The 18181-nt window shown below is 63.9% G+C and carries 17 protein-coding genes and 1 tRNA gene; all 18 read left to right on the forward strand.

Features of this window, described 5'->3' with window-relative positions:
* Nucleotides 1-66: 66 nt before the first annotated feature.
* The 18 genes from pnp (at nt 67) to BDD16_RS16045 (ending at nt 18174) form a co-directional block, all read left to right on the forward strand.
* On the forward strand, nt 67-2352 hold the full coding sequence (pnp, locus tag BDD16_RS15960; RefSeq protein WP_179634859.1) for a polyribonucleotide nucleotidyltransferase: 2286 nt from the start codon (nt 67-69) through the stop codon (nt 2350-2352).
* Nucleotides 2353-2379: 27 nt separating this feature from the next.
* Nucleotides 2380-3387 (forward strand): NAD(P)H-quinone oxidoreductase, encoded by a 1008-nt coding sequence (locus BDD16_RS15965; RefSeq protein WP_179634860.1) that lies wholly within the window; start codon nt 2380-2382, stop codon nt 3385-3387.
* Nucleotides 3388-3422: 35 nt separating this feature from the next.
* A complete protein-coding gene (tpiA, locus tag BDD16_RS15970) occupies nt 3423-4169 on the forward strand; it encodes a triose-phosphate isomerase (RefSeq protein ID WP_179634861.1) in 747 nt (248 codons plus the stop codon).
* 45 nt (nt 4170-4214) lie between these two features.
* Nucleotides 4215-4604 carry a preprotein translocase subunit SecG gene (gene secG / locus BDD16_RS15975; RefSeq protein ID WP_179634862.1) on the forward strand — a complete coding sequence of 130 codons (390 nt, stop codon included), beginning with the start codon at nt 4215-4217 and terminating at the stop codon, nt 4602-4604.
* Nucleotides 4605-4773: 169 nt separating this feature from the next.
* Nucleotides 4774-4858 (forward strand) — tRNA-Leu (locus BDD16_RS15980).
* A gap of 158 nt (nt 4859-5016) precedes the next feature.
* Nucleotides 5017-5376: an NADH-quinone oxidoreductase subunit A gene (locus BDD16_RS15985; protein ID WP_179634863.1), complete on the forward strand. Its 360-nt coding sequence runs from the start codon at nt 5017-5019 to the stop codon at nt 5374-5376.
* A 36-nt stretch (nt 5377-5412) separates the two neighbouring features.
* Nucleotides 5413-5889 (forward strand): NuoB/complex I 20 kDa subunit family protein, encoded by a 477-nt coding sequence (locus tag BDD16_RS15990; protein ID WP_012346532.1) that lies wholly within the window; start codon nt 5413-5415, stop codon nt 5887-5889.
* A gap of 15 nt (nt 5890-5904) precedes the next feature.
* On the forward strand, nt 5905-6504 hold the full coding sequence (locus BDD16_RS15995) for an NADH-quinone oxidoreductase subunit C (protein WP_179634864.1): 600 nt from the start codon (nt 5905-5907) through the stop codon (nt 6502-6504).
* 31 nt (nt 6505-6535) lie between these two features.
* Entirely contained in the window at nt 6536-7789 is a 1254-nt protein-coding gene (locus BDD16_RS16000) for an NADH-quinone oxidoreductase subunit D (RefSeq protein ID WP_179634865.1), read from the forward strand.
* 32 nt (nt 7790-7821) lie between these two features.
* Complete coding sequence (nuoE, locus tag BDD16_RS16005) at nt 7822-8319, forward strand: NADH-quinone oxidoreductase subunit NuoE (RefSeq protein ID WP_179634866.1); 498 nt, start codon at nt 7822-7824, stop codon at nt 8317-8319.
* A gap of 20 nt (nt 8320-8339) precedes the next feature.
* The gene (gene nuoF / locus BDD16_RS16010; protein WP_179634867.1) at nt 8340-9692 is read left to right on the forward strand and encodes an NADH-quinone oxidoreductase subunit NuoF; all 1353 of its coding nucleotides are present in this window, start codon (nt 8340-8342) and stop codon (nt 9690-9692) included.
* Entirely contained in the window at nt 9685-12000 is a 2316-nt protein-coding gene (gene nuoG, locus BDD16_RS16015) for an NADH-quinone oxidoreductase subunit NuoG (protein WP_179634868.1), read from the forward strand. The genes nuoF and nuoG overlap by 8 nt, the downstream gene beginning before the upstream one ends.
* A gap of 16 nt (nt 12001-12016) precedes the next feature.
* On the forward strand, nt 12017-13078 hold the full coding sequence (gene nuoH, locus BDD16_RS16020; protein ID WP_375139078.1) for an NADH-quinone oxidoreductase subunit NuoH: 1062 nt from the start codon (nt 12017-12019) through the stop codon (nt 13076-13078).
* A gap of 24 nt (nt 13079-13102) precedes the next feature.
* Nucleotides 13103-13600 (forward strand): NADH-quinone oxidoreductase subunit NuoI, encoded by a 498-nt coding sequence (nuoI, locus tag BDD16_RS16025; RefSeq protein WP_179634870.1) that lies wholly within the window; start codon nt 13103-13105, stop codon nt 13598-13600.
* Between the two features lie 84 nt (nt 13601-13684).
* Nucleotides 13685-14338: an NADH-quinone oxidoreductase subunit J gene (locus tag BDD16_RS16030; protein WP_179634871.1), complete on the forward strand. Its 654-nt coding sequence runs from the start codon at nt 13685-13687 to the stop codon at nt 14336-14338.
* Nucleotides 14335-14640 (forward strand): NADH-quinone oxidoreductase subunit NuoK, encoded by a 306-nt coding sequence (gene nuoK, locus BDD16_RS16035; RefSeq protein WP_179634872.1) that lies wholly within the window; start codon nt 14335-14337, stop codon nt 14638-14640. Before BDD16_RS16030 ends, nuoK begins: the two co-directional genes overlap by 4 nt.
* A 21-nt stretch (nt 14641-14661) precedes the next feature.
* Nucleotides 14662-16686, forward strand: a complete 2025-nt coding sequence (nuoL, locus tag BDD16_RS16040; protein WP_179634873.1) for an NADH-quinone oxidoreductase subunit L — start codon at nt 14662-14664, stop codon at nt 16684-16686.
* 15 nt (nt 16687-16701) lie between these two features.
* Nucleotides 16702-18174 (forward strand): NADH-quinone oxidoreductase subunit M, encoded by a 1473-nt coding sequence (locus BDD16_RS16045; RefSeq protein WP_179634874.1) that lies wholly within the window; start codon nt 16702-16704, stop codon nt 18172-18174.
* Nucleotides 18175-18181 lie beyond the last annotated feature (7 nt).

Here is an 18181-nt window from a genome sequence, read left to right on the forward strand (position 1 = left end):
GTGGCGGGTCCGGATGGAATGGCATCCCGCCGCGGTGACCGGCCACCTACCAGAAGAAAGCATTCCATGAGCCTGTTCAACAAAGTCACCAAGACCTTCCAATGGGGTCAGCACACCGTCACCCTGGAAACCGGCGAAATCGCCCGCCAGGCCAGTGGCGCTGTCATCGTCAACATGGACGACACCGTGGTGCTCGCCACCGTGGTCGCCCGCAAGGAAGCCAAGCCGGGCCAGGACTTCTTCCCGCTGACGGTCGACTACATCGAGAAGACCTACGCTGCCGGCAAGATCCCGGGCAGCTTCTTCAAGCGCGAAGCCAAGCCGAGCGAGCTGGAAGTGCTGACCAGCCGCCTGATCGACCGCCCGCTGCGCCCGCTGTTCCCGGAAGGCTTCTACAACGAAGTCCAGGTCGTCATCCACGTCCTGTCGCTGAACCCGGAAGCCTCGGCCGACATCGCCGCGCTGATCGGATCAAGCGCTGCGCTGGCCATCTCCGGCATCCCGTTCAACGGCCCGGTGGGTGCAGCCCGCGTGGGTTACATCAACGGTGAATACGTCCTGAATCCGGGCCCGACGCAGCTCAAGCAGTCGCAGCTGGACCTGGTGGTCGCCGGCACCGAAGCCGCCGTGCTGATGGTCGAATCCGAAGCGCAGCAGCTCACCGAAGAAGTGATGCTGGGCGGCATCGTGTACGGCCACGAGCAGGCCAAGGTCGCCATCGCTGCGATCAACGAGCTGGTGCGTGACGCCGGCAAGCCGGAATGGACGTGGCAGGCTCCGGCCAAGAACGAGCCGCTGATCGCCAAGGTCGCCGAATTCGGTCTGGCCAAGATCGAAGCTGCCTACCAGATCCGCTCCAAGCAGGCCCGTACCGACGCCTGCCGCGCCGCCTACGCCGAAGTCAAGGCCGCGCTGAAGGCCGACGGCATCGAGTTCGACGGTGTCGAAATCGACAACCTGCTGTTCGAGATCGAAGCCAGGACCGTGCGTGGCCAGATCCTCGCCGGCGAGCCGCGCATCGACGGCCGCGACACCCGCACCGTGCGTCCGATCGAGATCCGCAACGGCGTGCTGCCGCGCACCCACGGCTCGGCGCTGTTCACCCGTGGTGAAACGCAGGCCCTCGTCGTCGCCACCCTCGGCACCGACCAGGACGCGCAGCGCATCGACGCGCTGGCCGGCGATTTCCGCGACACCTTCCTGTTCCACTACAACATGCCCCCCTTCGCCACCGGCGAAGCCGGCCGCATGGGCACGCCGAAGCGCCGCGAAACCGGCCACGGCCGTCTGGCCAAGCGCGCCCTGGTGCCGCTGCTGCCGAACCGCGAAGACTTCGCCTACACGATCCGCGTCGTCTCCGAGATCACCGAGTCCAACGGCTCCTCGTCGATGGCCTCCGTCTGCGGCGGCTGCCTGGCGCTGATGGATGCCGGCGTGCCGATGAAGGCGCACGTCGCCGGCATCGCCATGGGCCTGATCAAGGATGGCAACCGCTTCGCGGTGCTGACCGACATCCTGGGTGACGAGGACCACCTCGGCGACATGGACTTCAAGGTCGCGGGCACCACCACCGGCGTGACCGCCCTGCAGATGGACATCAAGATCCAGGGCATCACCAAGGAAATCATGCAGGTCGCCCTGGCGCAGGCCAAGGAAGCGCGTCTGCACATCCTGGGCAAGATGGTGGAAGCCATGGGCACGGCCAACACCGAGGTCTCCGACTTCGCGCCGCGCCTGTACACGATGAAGATCAACCCGGAAAAGATCCGTGACGTCATCGGCAAGGGTGGCTCCGTCATCCGTGCGCTGACCGAAGAGACCGGCTGCCAGATCAACATCGACGAAGACGGCACGATCACGATCGCCTCGACCGACAGCGCCAAGGCCGACGTCGCCAAGAAGCGCATCGCCGACATCACCGCCGAAGCCGAGATCGGCAAGGTCTACGAAGGCCCGGTCGTCAAGATCCTGGACTTCGGTGCACTGGTCAACGTGCTGCCGGGCAAGGACGGCCTGCTGCACATCAGCCAGATCGCCCACCAGCGCGTCGAGAAGGTCACCGATTTCCTGACCGAAGGCCAGATCGTCAAGGTCAAGGTGCTGGAGACGGACGAGAAGGGCCGCATCAAGCTGTCGATGAAGGCGCTGCTGGAGCGTCCGGAAGGCATGGAAGAAGAGCGCTTCGAGCGTGCGCCGCGCCGCGAGTTCGGGGACCGCAATGACCGTGGCGACCGTGGTCCGCGCCGTGAGCGCAGCGAGCGCCCGCCGCGCAGCGAGCAGCCTGCTGCTGCGCCGGAAGCGTCCGCTCCGGTGGCTGCACCGGACGCCGGTTCGGAGCCGTCGCAGTCCTGATCCCTGTCCGTCCGGAGGAGTCCGCGCATGAAAGCCATTGAAATCTCTCGCCCGGGTGCTCCGGACGTGCTGACGCTGGTCGATCGCGCGGATCCGGTACCCGGCGCTGGCGAGGTGCTGATCCGTGTCACCGCCAGCGGCATCAACCGCCCGGACGTGCTGCAGCGGATGGGCGCCTATCCGCCGCCGCCGGGAGCGTCGGACCTGCCGGGGCTGGAAGTGGCCGGGGTCATCGTGTCGGGTGATGCCGAGGCGATGGCCGCCGCCGGTCTGTCGGTCGGGCAGCGTGTCTGCGCGCTGACGCCGGGTGGTGGCTACGCCGAGTTGTGCGTGACGCCGGCGGTGCAGTGCCTGCCGGTGCCGGACGGCCTGAGCGACATCGAGGCCGCCAGCCTGCCCGAGACCTGCTTCACCGTGTGGTCCAACGTCTTCATGCGTGCCGGACTGCAGGCGGGCGAAACCCTGCTCATCCAGGGCGGCACGAGCGGCATCGGTGTCACAGCCATCCAGATGGCCAAGGCGCTGGGCGCGGCGGTGATCGCCACGGCCGGCAGCGACGCCAAGTGCCAGGCGTGCCTGGACCTGGGGGCCGACCACGCCATCAATTACCGCACGGCCGACTTCGCCGAAGAGGTGCGCCGACTCACTGCGGGGCGCGGTGTCGACGTCATCCTCGACATGGTGGCTGGCGACTACATCGCACGCGAAGTGGCAGCGCTCGCCGAGGACGGTCGGCTGGTCGTGATCGCCGTGCAGGGTGGCGTGAAGGCGCAGTTCGATGCTGGCCTGGTGCTGCGGCGTCGTCTGACCATCACGGGCTCGACCCTGCGGCCGCGTTCCGTGGACTTCAAGGGCGCAGTGGCCCGCGCCTTGCGCGAGCGTGTGTGGCCGTTGATCGCGGCAGGCCGGATCCGTCCGGTCCTGTACAGCGTGCTGCCCGCCGCATCGGCCGCACAGGCCCACGCGCTGATGGAGTCCAACCAGCATGTCGGCAAGATCGTGCTGCGCTGGACGCCTGAAGCGGCTGGTGCCTGAACCTCATTTTTCAACTTGATCGAAGAGCATTCATCATGACGACACGTCACAAGCTGGTGGTGGGCAACTGGAAGATGCACGGCAGCCACGCGGCGAACGCCGAACTGCTGCAGGGCATTCTGGCCGCTCGGCCCTTCGTGGCCGAGGTGGCGGTGTGCGTACCGTTTCCCTACCTGTCCGAAGTGGCGGTGACGCTGTCCAACAGCAGCGTGGCCTGGGGGTCGCAGGATTGTTCCGCCCATGTGCAGGGCGCCTATACCGGCGAAGTGTCGGCGACGATGCTGGCCGAGTTCGGCTGCCGCTACGCCATCGTCGGGCACTCGGAGCGCCGCGCCTTCCATGGGGAGTCGGACCAGCTCGTGGCGGACAAGGCCAAGGCGGCGCTGGCCAAGGGCATCACGCCCATCGTGTGTGTCGGCGAGACGCTGGAGCAGCGCGAGGCCGGCGAGACCGAGGCAGTCGTGAAGCGCCAGCTGTCGGCGGTCATCCACGCGCTCGGGCAGTGCATCGGTGAAGTGGTCGTGGCCTACGAACCGGTGTGGGCCATCGGCACGGGCCGGACCGCCTCCCCGGAGCAGGCGCAGGCCGTGCATGCCGTGCTGCGTGCCCAGCTGGCTGCGGCAACGCCGCGGGCCAGCGACATGAAGCTGCTGTACGGTGGCAGCGTCAAGCCTGACAACGCCGCGATTCTCTTTTCCCAGGCCGACATCGATGGCGGCCTGATCGGCGGCGCGGCACTCAAGGCGGCGGATTTCGTCGCCGTGGCGCGCGCAGCGAGCTGACCGATTGCCGGTCGGTCCTGTCGAGTTCATACGGAGTTTCTTTCCATGCAAGTGATGATGAATCTGGTGCTGCTGCTGCAGCTGGTGACGGCCATTGCCATGATCGGGCTGGTGCTGATGCAGCACGGCAAGGGCGCCGACATGGGGGCCGCCTTTGGTGGGGGATCCTCCGGCAGTCTGTTTGGCGCCACAGGCAGTGCCAACTTCCTGTCCCGTTCGACTGCGGTGGCTGCAACGTTGTTTTTTGTCTGCACTCTGGCGCTGGCCTACTTCGGCAACCTGCGCGGCGCTGGCGGCTCCGATGGCAGCATCCTGGACAGGGCCTCTGCGCCTGCGCCAGTGGCGGCCAGCGGCCCGGTTGCGGCCCAGATTCCGGGTCTGGTGGCTGCTCCTGCAGCCTCTGCTGCGGCCGCTTCGGCGCCCGCCTCGCGCTGAATCGAGCGAAAAATCAGGCTGGGTACTTGAGGCAAACCCTTGTTGGCATTAGAATTCAAGGCTGCGCTGCAAGGGATTACCTGCAGTTCAGCCAGCCAGACAAGGTTCTGGATTCGCTTGATTGCAGAGATGCAGCGGCGATGCTGGTTGTAGAATGATGGTTTCACGTGCCGACGTGGTGAAATTGGTAGACACGCTATCTTGAGGGGGTAGTGGCGAAAGCTGTGCGAGTTCGAGTCTCGCCGTCGGCACCATACGAAATGACATGTGAATCAGATTCTCTTCGAGGGTTTGGTTCGGCGCCCTGGCAATACTTAGGCGCAGGGAACAGGTGGGCGCGCTAAGCACGCGGTTAAGCACTCAAGTGCTTTCCCGGGCGGCGCGCTTTATTTTTGCCGCATGAGAGGCTGACATGAATCTGGAACAATACCTCCCCGTCATTCTGTTCATTCTTGTCGGCGTCGGTGTCGGCGTTGCGCCCCAGTTGCTGGGTGCGCTGCTGGGTCCGCACCGTCCGGATCCTGCCAAGAACTCCCCCTACGAATGCGGTTTCGAGGCATTCGAGGATGCGCGCATGAAGTTCGATGTGCGCTACTACCTGGTGGCGATTCTCTTCATTCTGTTCGATCTGGAAATTGCGTTCCTGTTTCCGTGGGCGGTGTCGCTGCGTGAAATCGGGGCGACAGGTTTCTGGGCGATGATGATCTTCCTGGGCATCCTGGTGGTCGGATTCGTGTACGAATGGAAAAAGGGCGCCCTCGATTGGGAATGAATTCGATCCAGACCACGAGAGCCACGGAAGCACACCATGGGCATTGAAGGCGTACTCAAGGAAGGTTTCGTCACGACCAGTGTCGATACCCTGATCAACTGGTCGAAGACCGGTTCGCTCTGGCCGATGACCTTTGGTCTGGCCTGCTGCGCGGTCGAGATGATGCACGCGGGAGCGTCCCGCTACGACATCGACCGCTTCGGCATGCTGTTCCGGCCAAGTCCCCGGCAGTCCGATCTGATGATCGTTGCCGGCACGCTGTGCAACAAGATGGCGCCGGCCCTGCGCAAGGTCTATGACCAGATGGCCGAGCCGCGCTGGGTGCTCAGCATGGGCTCCTGTGCCAACGGCGGTGGCTATTACCACTACAGCTATTCGGTGGTGCGGGGTTGTGACCGTGTCGTGCCGGTGGACGTCTATGTGCCGGGCTGTCCGCCCACGGCCGAGGCGCTGCTGTACGGCATCCTGCAGTTGCAGGCCAAGATCCGGCGCGAAAACACCATCGCCCGCTGAGCAGGTGCATCCGACATGACTCAGAAACTCGATACCCTGCAAGCTGCGCTGGAGCGTGTGCTGGCCGACCGCCTCGTGCGCCTGGTGCGTGCACGTGGGGAACTCACGATCACGGTCAAGGCGACCGACTACCTGTCCGTTGCCAAGACTCTGCGCGATCATCCGGACCTCGGATTCGAGCAGTTGATCGACCTTTGCGGCGTCGATTACAGCGGTTACCGCGATGGCGCACACGAGGGGCCTCGCTATGCTGTCGTGAGCCACCTGCTGTCCGTGCGCCTGAACTGGCGTCTGCGTCTCAAGGTGTTCGCGACCGATGACGACTTCCCGGTCGTGGCGGCACTCACGCCGCTGTGGTCCTCTGCCAACTGGTTCGAGCGCGAAGCGTTCGACATGTTCGGCATCGTGTTCGACGGTCACGACGACCTGCGCCGCATTCTGACGGACTACGGTTTCATCGGGCATCCGATGCGCAAGGATTTTCCGGTCACGGGGCACGTCGAGATGCGCTATGACCCGGAGCAGAAGCGTGTCATCTACCAGCCGGTCACGATCGAGCCGCGCGAGATCACGCCGCGCATCATCCGCGAAGACAACTACGGCGGCCTGCACTGAGCTGGCGCAGCGCCCAACCTGAGGTTGATCCATGGCTGAAATCAAGAACTACACCCTGAACTTCGGTCCGCAGCACCCGGCCGCGCACGGCGTGCTGCGCCTGGTGCTGGAGCTGGACGGCGAAGTCATCCAGCGCGCCGACCCGCACATCGGCCTGCTGCACCGCGCCACCGAGAAGCTGGCCGAGAGCAAGACCTTCATCCAGTCGCTGCCCTACATGGACCGCCTCGACTACGTGTCGATGATGGCCAACGAGCATGCCTACTGCCTCGCGATCGAGAAGCTGCTGGGTGTCGATGTGCCGATCCGCGCACAGTACATCCGTGTGCTGTTCAGCGAGATCACCCGCCTGCTGAACCACCTGCTGTGGCTGGGTTGCCACGGCATGGACTGCGGCGCGATGAACATGCTGATCTACTGCTTCCGCGAGCGGGAAGACCTGTTCGACATGTACGAAGCGGTGTCGGGTGCGCGCATGCACGCGGCGTACTTCCGTCCGGGTGGCGTCTACCGCGACCTGCCGGACACGATGCCGCAGTACAAGCACAGCAAGATCCGCAACGCCAAGGCGATGGCGCGTCTGAACGAGAACCGCCAGGGCTCGCTGCTGGACTTCATCGATGACTTCGCGACCCGCTTCCCGACGCTGATCGACGAGTACGAAACCCTGCTCACCGACAACCGCATCTGGAAGCAGCGCACGGTCGGCATCGGTGTCGTGTCGCCGGAGCGGGCGCTGAATCTCGGTTTCACGGGCGCGATGCTGCGGGGTTCGGGCATTGCCTGGGACCTGCGCAAGAACCAGCCGTATGAAGTCTACGACCGCATGGATTTCGACATCCCGGTCGGCGTCAACGGCGACACCTACGACCGCTATCTGGTGCGTGTCGAGGAAATGCGCCAGTCCAACCGCATCATCAAGCAGTGCGTCGACTGGCTGCGCAAGAACCCCGGTCCGGTCATCACCGACAACCACAAGGTGGCACCGCCGTCGCGCGTCGAGATGAAGACCTCGATGGAAGAGCTGATCCACCACTTCAAGCTCTTCACCGAAGGTTTCCACGTGCCCGAAGGCGAGGCCTACGCCGCTGTCGAGCATCCGAAGGGCGAATTCGGCATTTACCTGATCAGCGACGGTGCCAACAAGCCCTACCGCATGAAGATCCGCCCGCCCGGCTATGTGCATCTGGCCGCGCTCGACGAGATGTCGCGCGGCCACATGATCGCGGACGCCGTGGCCATCATCGGCACGATGGACGTCGTGTTCGGCGAGATCGACCGCTGATTGACTGATGCTCTCCGGAAGCGACCACCTCCATGTTCAGTGAAGCCACCCTGGCGCGCTTTGCGCGCGAAGTTGCCAAGTACCCCGCCGACCAGAAGCAGTCGGCGGTGATGGCCTGCCTGTCGATTGCCCAGCAGGAACTGGGCTGGGTTTCGGCCGAGGCAGAGAAGGCCATCGCCGATGTCCTCGGCATGGCGCCGGTCGCGGTGCGCGAGGTCACGACCTTCTACAACATGTACAACCAGCGTCCGGTGGGTCAGTTCAAGCTGAACGTCTGCACCAACCTGCCGTGCCAGCTGCGCAACGGTCAGCAGGCGATGGACTACCTGTGCGAGAAGCTCGGCGTCGAAGACGGTGGCACCACCGCTGACGGTCTGTTCACCGTGCAGAAGTGCGAGTGCCTGGGCGCTTGCGCCGACGCGCCGGTGATGCTGGTCAACGACCGCCAGATGATCAGCTACATGAGCAACGACCGGCTGGATGACCTGGTCGCCACGCTCAAGGCGCAGTCCAGGGCCAAGGCCAACTGACCCCAGGGGCGGACAAGCACATGACTCTTGATCTCTCCAAATTCCAGGCGACCGGTTTCGAGACCTGTTTCCATGACCGGCACATCAATCCGCAGATCTATGCGGGTCTGAACGGCAGCAACTGGCACCTCCAGGACTACGAAGCGCGTGGTGGTTACCAGGCGCTGCGCAAGATCCTGTCGCAGGCCGAGGGCGAGGGCATGACCCCCGACCAAGTGATCGCGGACGTGAAGGCTTCGGGTCTGCGTGGCCGTGGCGGTGCGGGCTTCCCGACCGGCCTGAAGTGGAGCTTCATGCCGCGCGCGCTGCCGGTGCAGAAGTACCTCGTCTGCAATTCCGACGAAGGCGAGCCGGGGACGTGCAAGGACCGCGAGATCCTGCGCTTCAACCCGCACATCGTCATCGAGGGCATGATCATCGCCGCCTACGCGATGGGCATCTCGGTCGGCTACAACTACATCCACGGTGAAATCTTCGAGGCCTACGAGCGCTTCGAAGAGGCTCTGGAAGAAGCCCGTGCCGCTGGCTACCTGGGTGCCAACATCCTCGGCAGCAAGCACAGCTTCCAGCTCCACGCCTTCCACGGCTTTGGCGCCTATATCTGCGGTGAAGAGACCGCCCTGCTGGAGTCGCTCGAAGGCAAGAAGGGCCAGCCCCGCTTCAAGCCGCCGTTCCCCGCGAGCTTCGGTCTTTATGGTCGTCCGACGACGATCAACAACACCGAGACCTTCGCGGCCGTGCCCTGGATCATCCGCAACGGTGGTCCGGCGTATCTGGAATGTGGCAAGCCGAACAACGGCGGCACCAAGATCTTCTCGATGGTCGGCGACGTGGAGCGTCCCGGCAACTACGAGATCCCGATGGGCACGCCGTTCTCGAAGCTGCTGGAGCTCGCGGGTGGCGTCAAGGGTGGCAAGAAGCTCAAGGCGGTGATCCCGGGTGGATCGTCGTCGCCGGTGCTGCCCGCGGACGTGATGATGGCCTGCACGATGGACTATGACTCCATCAGCAAGGCGGGCTCGATGCTCGGCTCGGGCGCCGTCATCGTGATGGACGAGACCCGCTGCATGGTCAAGAGCCTGCAGCGCCTGTCCTACTTCTACGCCCACGAGTCCTGCGGCCAATGCACGCCGTGCCGCGAAGGCACTGGCTGGCTGTCCAAGATGGTCGACCGCATCGAGACCGGCCACGGTCGCCCGGACGATCTGGCGCTGCTCGACAACGTGGCCGAGAACATCATGGGCCGCACCATCTGTGCGCTGGGGGACGCGGCAGCGATGCCGGTGCGCGGCATGCTCAAGCATTTCCGCCACGAATTTGTCCACCACATCGAACACAAGACCTGCATGGCCGGGACGAACCAACATGGTTGAAATCGAACTCGACGGCAAGAAGGTGTCCGTGCTTGAGGGCAGCATGGTGATGCATGCTGCCGAAGCGGCGGGCACCTACATCCCGCACTTCTGCTACCACAAGAAGCTCTCGATCGCCGCGAACTGTCGCATGTGCCTCGTGGACGTCGAGAAGGCGCCCAAGCCCATGCCTGCCTGCGCCACGCCGGTGACGCAGGGCATGATCGTGCGTACCAAGAGCGACAAGGCGCTGAAGGCCCAGCAGTCGGTGATGGAGTTTCTCCTCATCAACCACCCGTTGGACTGCCCCATCTGTGACCAGGGCGGCGAGTGCCAGCTGCAGGATCTGGCCGTGGGCTACGGCAAGTCGGCCTCGCGCTACGAAGAAGAAAAGCGCGTCGTCTTCCACAAGGAGGTCGGTCCGCTGATTTCCATGCAGGAGATGAGCCGCTGTATCCACTGCACGCGCTGTGTCCGTTTCGGCCAGGAAATCGCCGGCCAGATGGAACTCGGCATGCTGCAGCGTGGCGAGCACTCCGAGATCACGACCTTTGTCGGCCAGACGATCGATTCCGAGCTGTCGGGCAACATGATCGACATCTGCCCGGTCGGCGCGCTCACCAGCAAGCCATTCCGCTACAGCGCCCGCACCTGGGAACTGTCGCGCCGCAAGAGCGTCAGCCCGCACGACTCGACGGGTGCCAACCTGATCGTGCAGGTCAAGAACCACAAGGTGCTGCGCGCGGTGCCGCTGGAAAACGACGCCGTCAACGAGTGCTGGATCGCCGACCGCGACCGCTTCAGCTACGAGGCGCTCAACAGCGATGCCCGCCTGACGCAGCCGATGCTCAAGCAGGGCGGCCAGTGGAAGCCGGTGGACTGGACCACGGCGCTCGAATACGTCGCCAATGGCCTGAAGCAGATCAAGACGCAGCACGGCGCGGCTTCGATCGGTGCGCTGGCCTCGGCCATGAGCACCAGCGAAGAGCTGTTCCTGCTGGGCGAGTTCATGCGCGGTCTGGGCAGCCAGAACATCGACCACCGCCTGCGCCACGCCGATTTCCGTACCGAAGCCGGTGCCGTGCGTTGGCTGGGGCTGCCGATTGCCGAGCTGTCCACGCTGGACCGCGCGCTGGTGATCGGCTCCTTCCTGCGCAAGGACCACCCGCTGTTCGCGCAGCGTCTGCGCCAGGCGACCCGCCGCGGTGCGCGTGTCATGCGCATCGGCGCACAGTCGGACAACTGGGCCATGAACGTCGCCGGCGAGATCGTCGCGGCGCCGTCGGACTGGCTGTCGGTGCTGATCGAGGTGGCCGCGGCTGTCGCGACCGCCAAGGGCGTGACCGCGCCGCTGTCGGTGACGCCTGGCGAGCAGGCGCAAGCCATCGCCAACGCGCTGCTGTCGGGTGAACGCAAGGCCGTGCTGCTGGGCAACGCTGCCGCGGCACACCCGCAAGCGGCCGAACTGCTGGCCATCGCCAACTGGATTGCCGAGCAAGCCGGTGCCCGCTGCGGCTACCTGGGGGACTCCGGCAACGGTGTCGGCGCTCAGCTGGTCGGTGCGCAGCCGGGGCAGGGCGGTCTGGACGCCGGGCAGATGCTGGCCAAGCCGCTCAAGGCTTACCTGCTGTTCAACACCGAGCCGGTGCTGGACGCTGCCAACGCAGCGCAAGCCGCCAAGTCGCTGCAAGCGGCCGAGATGGTCATCGCTTTCAGCCCGTTCCAGGCGAATGCCGAGTTCGCCGACGTGATGCTGCCGATCGCGCCGTTCACCGAAACCGGTGGCAGCTTCGTCAACGCCGATGGCCGCGTGCAGAGCTTCCACGGTGTGGTGCGTCCGCTGGGCGACACCCGTCCGGGCTGGAAGGTGCTGCGTGTGCTGGGCAACCTGCTGGGCCTGAACGGCTTCGCGCAGGAGTCGGTCGAGGACGTGCGTGCGGCTGCCGGGCTGAACGATGCCGGCAAGATTGCTGCCCGCCTGTCCAACGCGAGCAGCGCCACGCCGCAGATCATGGCCGCCCCGGCCGGGCTGCAACGCATTGCCAACGTGCCGGTCTATGCCACGGATTCCATCGTCCGTCGTGCTCCGTCGCTGCAGGAAACCGCAGACGCCAACGCGCCGCTGGTGGCCCTGAACGCCGCGCTCTGGGCGCATCTGGGGCTGCAAGAAGGCGCCAAGGTGCGTGTCAAGCAAGGTGACGGCAGTGTCGTGCTGCCCGCCTCGCTGGATGCCACGCTGGCTGCCAACACCGCACGGGTGAGCGCCGGTCATCCCTCCACCGCCGTTCTGGGGGCCGTGTTCGGCACCCTGAGCATCGAACGCGCCTGAGCCGCAGAAGGACCTGATGATGCTGGACACCCTGCAAACCGTCGGCGCTTCCACGCTGGGCTCCGCCTGGACCGTGGTCTGGACGCTGCTCAAGATCGTGGCCGTGCTGCTGCCGCTGCTCGGCTGCGTGGCCTATCTGACGCTCTGGGAGCGCAAGGCCATCGGCTGGACCCAGATCCGTCCCGGCCCGAACCGGGTCGGTCCGTGGGGTCTGCTGACTCCGATCGCCGACGCCGTCAAGCTGATCTTCAAGGAGATCATTGCCCCGACCGCCGCCAACAAGGGCCTGTTCTTCCTGGGCCCGATCATGACCATCATGCCGGCGCTGGCTGCCTGGGCGGTCGTGCCGTTCGGTCCGGAAGTGGCGCTGGCCAACGTCAACGCCGGCCTGCTGTTCCTGATGGCGATCACCTCGATGGAAGTCTATGGCGTGATCATCGCCGGCTGGGCTTCGAACTCGAAGTACGCCTTCCTGGGTGCGATGCGTGCCTCGGCCCAGATGGTCAGCTACGAAATCGCGATGGGCTTCTGTTTTGTCGTCGTGCTGATGGTCGCTGGCAGTCTGAACATGACGGACATCGTCATGAGCCAGACCAAGGGCTATTTTGCCGACATGGGTGTTCCCCTGCTGTCGTGGAACTGGCTGCCGCTGTTCCCCGTGTTCATCGTGTATTTCATCTCCGGTCTGGCCGAGACGAACCGCCACCCCTTCGATGTGGTCGAAGGTGAAGCCGAAATCGTGGCCGGTCACATGATCGAGTATTCGGGCATGTCGTTCGCCATGTTCTTCCTGGCCGAATACGCCAACATGATCCTGGTGTCGATGATGGCCGTGCTGATGTTCCTCGGTGGCTGGTCGACTCCGTTCACCGCACTGGGGTTCATCCCGGGCTGGATCTGGCTGGGCCTGAAGACCTTCTGTGTCGCGACGATGTTCCTGTGGGTGCGCGCCACCTTCCCGCGCTACCGCTATGACCAGATCATGCGCCTGGGCTGGAAGATCTTCATCCCGATCACGCTGGTGTGGCTGGTGGTGGTGGGTCTGTGGATCCAGTCGCCCTGGAACATCTGGAAATAATCCGAGCGAGCGAGGAAAACAACCATGTCCGCCGTGGCCAGTGTCAAGGATTTTGTCTCCAGTTTCATGCTGCTTGAGTTGCTCAAGGGCATGAAGCTGACGGGGCGTCACTTCTTCCAGCGCAGTGTGACTGTGCAGTTTCCGGAAGAGAAGACGCCGCTTTCGCCGCGATTCCGCGGTCTGCATGCGCTGCGTCGTTATGAAAACGGCGAAGAGCGCTGCATCGCCTGCAAGCTGTGCGAGGCGGTCTGTCCGGCGATGGCGATCACCATCGAATCGGACGTCCGCGCCGATGGCAGCCGCCGTACCTCCCGCTACGACATCGATCTGACCAAATGCATCTTCTGCGGTTTCTGCGAAGAGAGCTGTCCGGTCGACTCGATCGTCGAGACGCACATCTTCGAATACCACGGCGAAAAACGCGGTGACCTGTACTTCACGAAGGACATGTTGCTGGCCGTCGGCGATCGCTACGAAAAAGAGATTGCAGCCAACAAGGAGGCGGACGCCAAGTACCGGTAAGGCAAGGCGCCCACACTCGCGGCCGCGGTCCTGATGACTGCACTGCGGGACTGGGCTTGCACCAACCGCGTACCCGACTACGACATGGACACGACCACCGCGCTCTTCTACGTCTTCTCCGCCGTGCTGCTGCTCTCGGCCTTCCGAGTCATCACGGCCAACAGCCCGGTCCATTCCGCGCTGTTCCTGGTGCTGTCTTTTTTCAGCGCTTCGTGCATCTGGATGCTGCTGCATGCCGAGTTCCTGGCGATTTCGCTGGTGCTGGTGTATGTCGGCGCCGTCATGGTGCTGTTCCTGTTCGTCGTGATGATGCTTGACATCAACATCGAGGTGCTGAAGCAGGGTTTCTGGAAACACTTTCCCGTGGCGGCACTCGTGGGTGTCGTGATCGCACTGGAAATGGCCTGGGTGCTTCAACGGGGATTCAACACCTCCGTGGTCAAGCCGATGGAAGGTCCGGTCGGCATGCCCAACACCAAGCTGCTGGGCATCGAGCTGTACACCGACTACCTCTATCCGCTGGAAATCGCTGCGGTGCTGCTGCTGGTGGCGATCATTTCCGCCATCGCGCTGACGCTGCGTCGCCGCAAGGACGTGCGCGGCCAGAACCCGTCCGAGCAGGTCAAGGCGAAGAAGGCCGACCGCCTGCGCATCGTGAAGATGGATGCCGTGCGCGAAGTGGCCTCCGTGCCTGCTGCCGCGCCCGCTGCCGACGCCGCCCCGAAAGGAAAAGCATGATCTCGCTCGGACACTATCTGACGCTGGGCGCGATCCTGTTCGCGATCTCCGTGGTCGGCATCTTCCTGAACCGCAAGAACCTGATCGTGCTGCTGATGGCCATCGAGTTGATGCTGCTGGCGGTCAATCTGAATTTCGTGGCCTTCTCCCACTACCTGGGGGACATGGCCGGCCAGGTGTTCGTGTTCTTCATCCTGACGGTGGCCGCGGCCGAGTCCGCGATCGGTCTGGCCATCCTGGTCGTGCTGTTCCGCAACCGCGCCACGATCAATGTCGATGAGCTCGACTCGCTGAAGGGCTGACGCCAAGGGGAACAACAGAAAATGTCTCAGCTCTCGCAATCGATGCTGTTGGCCGTGCCGCTGGCGCCCCTCGCGGGTGCCGTGCTGGCCGGTTTCTTCGGCAAGTCCATCGGCCGGACGGGTTCACACGTCGCCACCATCCTGGGCGTGCTGGTCGCCTTCATCCTGTCGGCCATCACGCTCAAGGCCGTTGCCCTGGACGGGGCGCGCTACAACCAGACCGTCTATGAATGGATGGTGCTGGGCGGCATGAAGATGGAAGTCGGTTTCATGATCGACGGCCTCACGGCGATGATGATGTGCGTGGTGACCTTCGTGTCGCTGATGGTGCACATCTACACCATCGGCTACATGGAAGAGGATCCGGGTTACCAGCGCTTCTTCTCCTACATCTCGCTGTTCACGTTCTCGATGCTGATGCTCGTCATGAGCAACAACTTCCTGCAACTGTTCTTCGGCTGGGAAGCGGTGGGTCTGGTGTCCTACCTGCTGATCGGTTTCTGGTTCAAGAAGCCGACCGCGGTGTTCGCCAACATGAAGGCCTTCCTGGTCAACCGCGTCGGTGACTTCGGCTTCATCCTCGGCATCGGCCTGATCGCCGCCTATGCGGGCACGCTGAGCTACACCGAGACCTTCGCCAAGGCGGATGAACTCTCGAAGATCGTCTTCCCGTACGACACCTGGGGTGGCGACTGGATGCTGATCACCGTGATCTGCATCTGCCTGTTCATCGGCGCGATGGGCAAGTCGGCGCAGTTCCCGCTGCACGTCTGGCTGCCGGACTCGATGGAAGGCCCGACCCCGATCTCGGCGCTGATCCACGCGGCGACGATGGTGACGGCCGGCATCTTCATGGTGGCGCGCATGTCGCCGCTGTTCGAGCTGTCGGACACCGCACTGAACTTCATCCTGGTCATCGGTTCGATCACGGCGCTGTTCATGGGTTTCCTGGGCATCATCCAGAACGACATCAAGCGGGTGGTCGCGTATTCCACGCTGTCCCAGCTGGGTTACATGACGATCGCGCTCGGCGCTTCGGCCTACTCGGTCGCCGTGTTCCACCTGATGACGCACGCCTTCTTCAAGGCACTGCTGTTCCTCGGTGCCGGCTCGGTCATCATGGGCATGCACCACGACCAGGACATCCGCAACATGGGCGGCCTGCGCAAGTACATGCCCATCACCTGGATCACGTCGCTGCTGGGTTCGCTTGCGCTGATCGGCACGCCGTTCTTCTCGGGCTTCTACTCGAAGGACTCGATCATCGAGGCGCTGCACGCGAGCACGCTGTCCGCAGCCCCGATCGCCTACGCGGCGGCCGTGATCGGCGTGTTCGTCACGGCGTTCTACTCGTTCCGCATGTACTTCCTCGTCTTCCATGGCAAGGAGCACTTCCACCACAAGCCGTTCCCCGGCGAGCACGACCACCATGACGAAGACGACCACGGCCATGCGCATGCACACACGCCGCACGAGTCGCCCTGGGTCGTGACCGTGCCGCTGCTGCTGCTGGCGATCCCTTCGGTGGTGATCGGCTACCTCACCATCCAGCCGATGCTGTACGGTGATTTCCTCAAGGATGCGATTTCCGTGAATCTGCATGCGCATCCTGCAATGGAAGAACTGGCGCAGGAGTTCCACGGTGCGGCGGCGATGGCCATGCATGCGTTCAGTACGCTGCCGTTCATGCTGGCCCTGGGCGGCGTCGTGACGGCGTACGTGTTCTACATGCTGGTTCCGGCTGTCCCGGCGTTCTTCGCCCGGACACTGGCACCGCTGGTGACCGTGATGGAAAACAAGTACTACATGGACTGGATCAACGAGAACATCTTCGCTGCAGGCGCCCGTCTGCTGGGCCGCGGCCTGTGGAAGATCGGCGACGTGACGATCATCGACGGCCTGTTCGTCAATGGTTCCGCTCGCCTGGTGGGCTGGATCGGGTCGCTCGTGCGCCTGTTCCAGACTGGCTATATCTACCACTATGCACTGGTCATGCTCGTCGGCGTCTTCGCGCTGATGACGTGGTTCGTGCTGCAGTATCGCTGAGCGGAGGTAAGGACCATGGCATACCTCTCACTTGCGATCTGGATCCCCATCGCCTTTGGCGTGCTGCTGCTGGCGATCGGGCGTGATGACCAACCCCAGGCCGCCCGCTGGATCGGCCTGATCGGTGCGCTGATCGGTTTCGCGGTCACGCTGCCGCTGATCACCGGCTTCGACACCACGACGGCGGCCCTGCAGTTCCAGGAAAACTTCGCCTGGATTCCGCGGTTCAATATCCGCTACCACCTGGGTGTCGACGGCATCTCGGTGTGGTTCGTGCTGCTCACGGCCTTCATCTCGATCATCGTCGTGCTGGCGGGCTGGGAAGTCATCACCGACCGTGCCCACCAGTACATCGGTGCCTTCCTGATCATGTCCGGCCTGACGGTCGGCGTGTTCTCGGCGGCCGATGGCATGCTGTTCTACGTGTTCTTCGAAGCGACCCTGATCCCGATGTACATCATCATCGGCATCTGGGGCGGACCGCGCCGTGTCTACGCCGCGATCAAGTTCTTCCTGTACACGCTGGCAGGATCGCTGCTGCTGCTGCTGGCCCTGATCTTCCTGTACTACAAGTCGGGTGGCAGCTTCGACATCCTGACCTGGCACAAGCTCCCGCTGCCGGCCGATGCCCAGACGATGCTCTTCTTCGCCTTCCTGGCCGCCTTCGCGGTGAAGGTGCCGATGTGGCCGGTGCACACCTGGCTGCCGGACGCCCACGTCGAAGCGCCCACGGGTGGCTCCATCGTGCTGGCCGCGATCATGCTGAAGCTGGGCGCCTACGGGTTCCTGCGTTTCTCGCTGCCGATCGCGCCGGATGCCTCGCACGAGTGGTCGGGTCTCCTGATCACGCTGTCGCTGGTCGCGGTGATCTACATCGGCCTGGTCGCGATGGTGCAGACCGACATGAAGAAGCTGGTCGCCTACTCGTCGATCGCGCACATGGGTTTCGTCACGCTGGGCTTCTTCTTCTTCAGCGAACTGGGCATTTCCGGCGGTCTGGTGCAGATGATCTCGCACGGCTTCGTGTCGGGTGCGATGTTCCTGTCGATCGGGGTGCTGTACGACCGTGTGCATTCGCGTGAAATTTCCTCGTACGGCGGCGTGGCCAACACCATGCCCAAGTTCGCGGCATTCGCGGTGTTCTTCGGCATGGCCAACGCCGGCTTGCCTGGCACGGCAGGGTTCATCGGCGAGTGGATGGTGATCCTCGGTGCCGTGCAGTTCAACTTCTGGATCGGCATGCTGGCGGCTTCCGCGCTGATTTTTGGCGCTGCGTACACGCTGTGGATGGTCAAGCGGGTCTACTTCGGTGAAGTTGCCAATGACCATGTGCGTGAACTCGCCGACATCAATGCCCGCGAGTACCTGCTGCTGGCAGTGCTGGCGATCTGCACCCTCGCGATGGGTCTGTACCCCAAGCCCTTCACCGACGTCATGCATGTGTCGGTGACCGAGCTGATCCGCCACGTTGGCGTGTCGAAACTGTGATCCTGGA

Source organism: Sphaerotilus montanus (genome assembly GCF_013410775.1).
Classification (GTDB): domain Bacteria; phylum Pseudomonadota; class Gammaproteobacteria; order Burkholderiales; family Burkholderiaceae_C; genus Sphaerotilus; species Sphaerotilus montanus.

Excerpts from the sequence above, each read along its gene's own strand:
- pnp (WP_179634859.1), top strand. The coding sequence starts at position 67 with ATGAGCCTGTTCAACAAAGTCACCAAGACCTTCCAATGGGGTCAGCAC.
- BDD16_RS15965 (WP_179634860.1), top strand. The coding sequence starts at position 2,380 with ATGAAAGCCATTGAAATCTCTCGCCCGGGTGCTCCGGACGTGCTGACG.
- tpiA (WP_179634861.1), top strand. The coding sequence starts at position 3,423 with ATGACGACACGTCACAAGCTGGTGGTGGGCAACTGGAAGATGCACGGC.
- secG (WP_179634862.1), top strand. The coding sequence starts at position 4,215 with ATGCAAGTGATGATGAATCTGGTGCTGCTGCTGCAGCTGGTGACGGCC.
- BDD16_RS15985 (WP_179634863.1), top strand. The coding sequence starts at position 5,017 with ATGAATCTGGAACAATACCTCCCCGTCATTCTGTTCATTCTTGTCGGC.
- BDD16_RS15990 (WP_012346532.1), top strand. The coding sequence starts at position 5,413 with ATGGGCATTGAAGGCGTACTCAAGGAAGGTTTCGTCACGACCAGTGTC.
- BDD16_RS15995 (WP_179634864.1), top strand. The coding sequence starts at position 5,905 with ATGACTCAGAAACTCGATACCCTGCAAGCTGCGCTGGAGCGTGTGCTG.
- BDD16_RS16000 (WP_179634865.1), top strand. The coding sequence starts at position 6,536 with ATGGCTGAAATCAAGAACTACACCCTGAACTTCGGTCCGCAGCACCCG.
- nuoE (WP_179634866.1), top strand. The coding sequence starts at position 7,822 with ATGTTCAGTGAAGCCACCCTGGCGCGCTTTGCGCGCGAAGTTGCCAAG.
- nuoF (WP_179634867.1), top strand. The coding sequence starts at position 8,340 with ATGACTCTTGATCTCTCCAAATTCCAGGCGACCGGTTTCGAGACCTGT.
- nuoG (WP_179634868.1), top strand. The coding sequence starts at position 9,685 with ATGGTTGAAATCGAACTCGACGGCAAGAAGGTGTCCGTGCTTGAGGGC.
- nuoH (WP_375139078.1), top strand. The coding sequence starts at position 12,017 with ATGATGCTGGACACCCTGCAAACCGTCGGCGCTTCCACGCTGGGCTCC.
- nuoI (WP_179634870.1), top strand. The coding sequence starts at position 13,103 with ATGTCCGCCGTGGCCAGTGTCAAGGATTTTGTCTCCAGTTTCATGCTG.
- BDD16_RS16030 (WP_179634871.1), top strand. The coding sequence starts at position 13,685 with ATGGACACGACCACCGCGCTCTTCTACGTCTTCTCCGCCGTGCTGCTG.
- nuoK (WP_179634872.1), top strand. The coding sequence starts at position 14,335 with ATGATCTCGCTCGGACACTATCTGACGCTGGGCGCGATCCTGTTCGCG.
- nuoL (WP_179634873.1), top strand. The coding sequence starts at position 14,662 with ATGTCTCAGCTCTCGCAATCGATGCTGTTGGCCGTGCCGCTGGCGCCC.
- BDD16_RS16045 (WP_179634874.1), top strand. The coding sequence starts at position 16,702 with ATGGCATACCTCTCACTTGCGATCTGGATCCCCATCGCCTTTGGCGTG.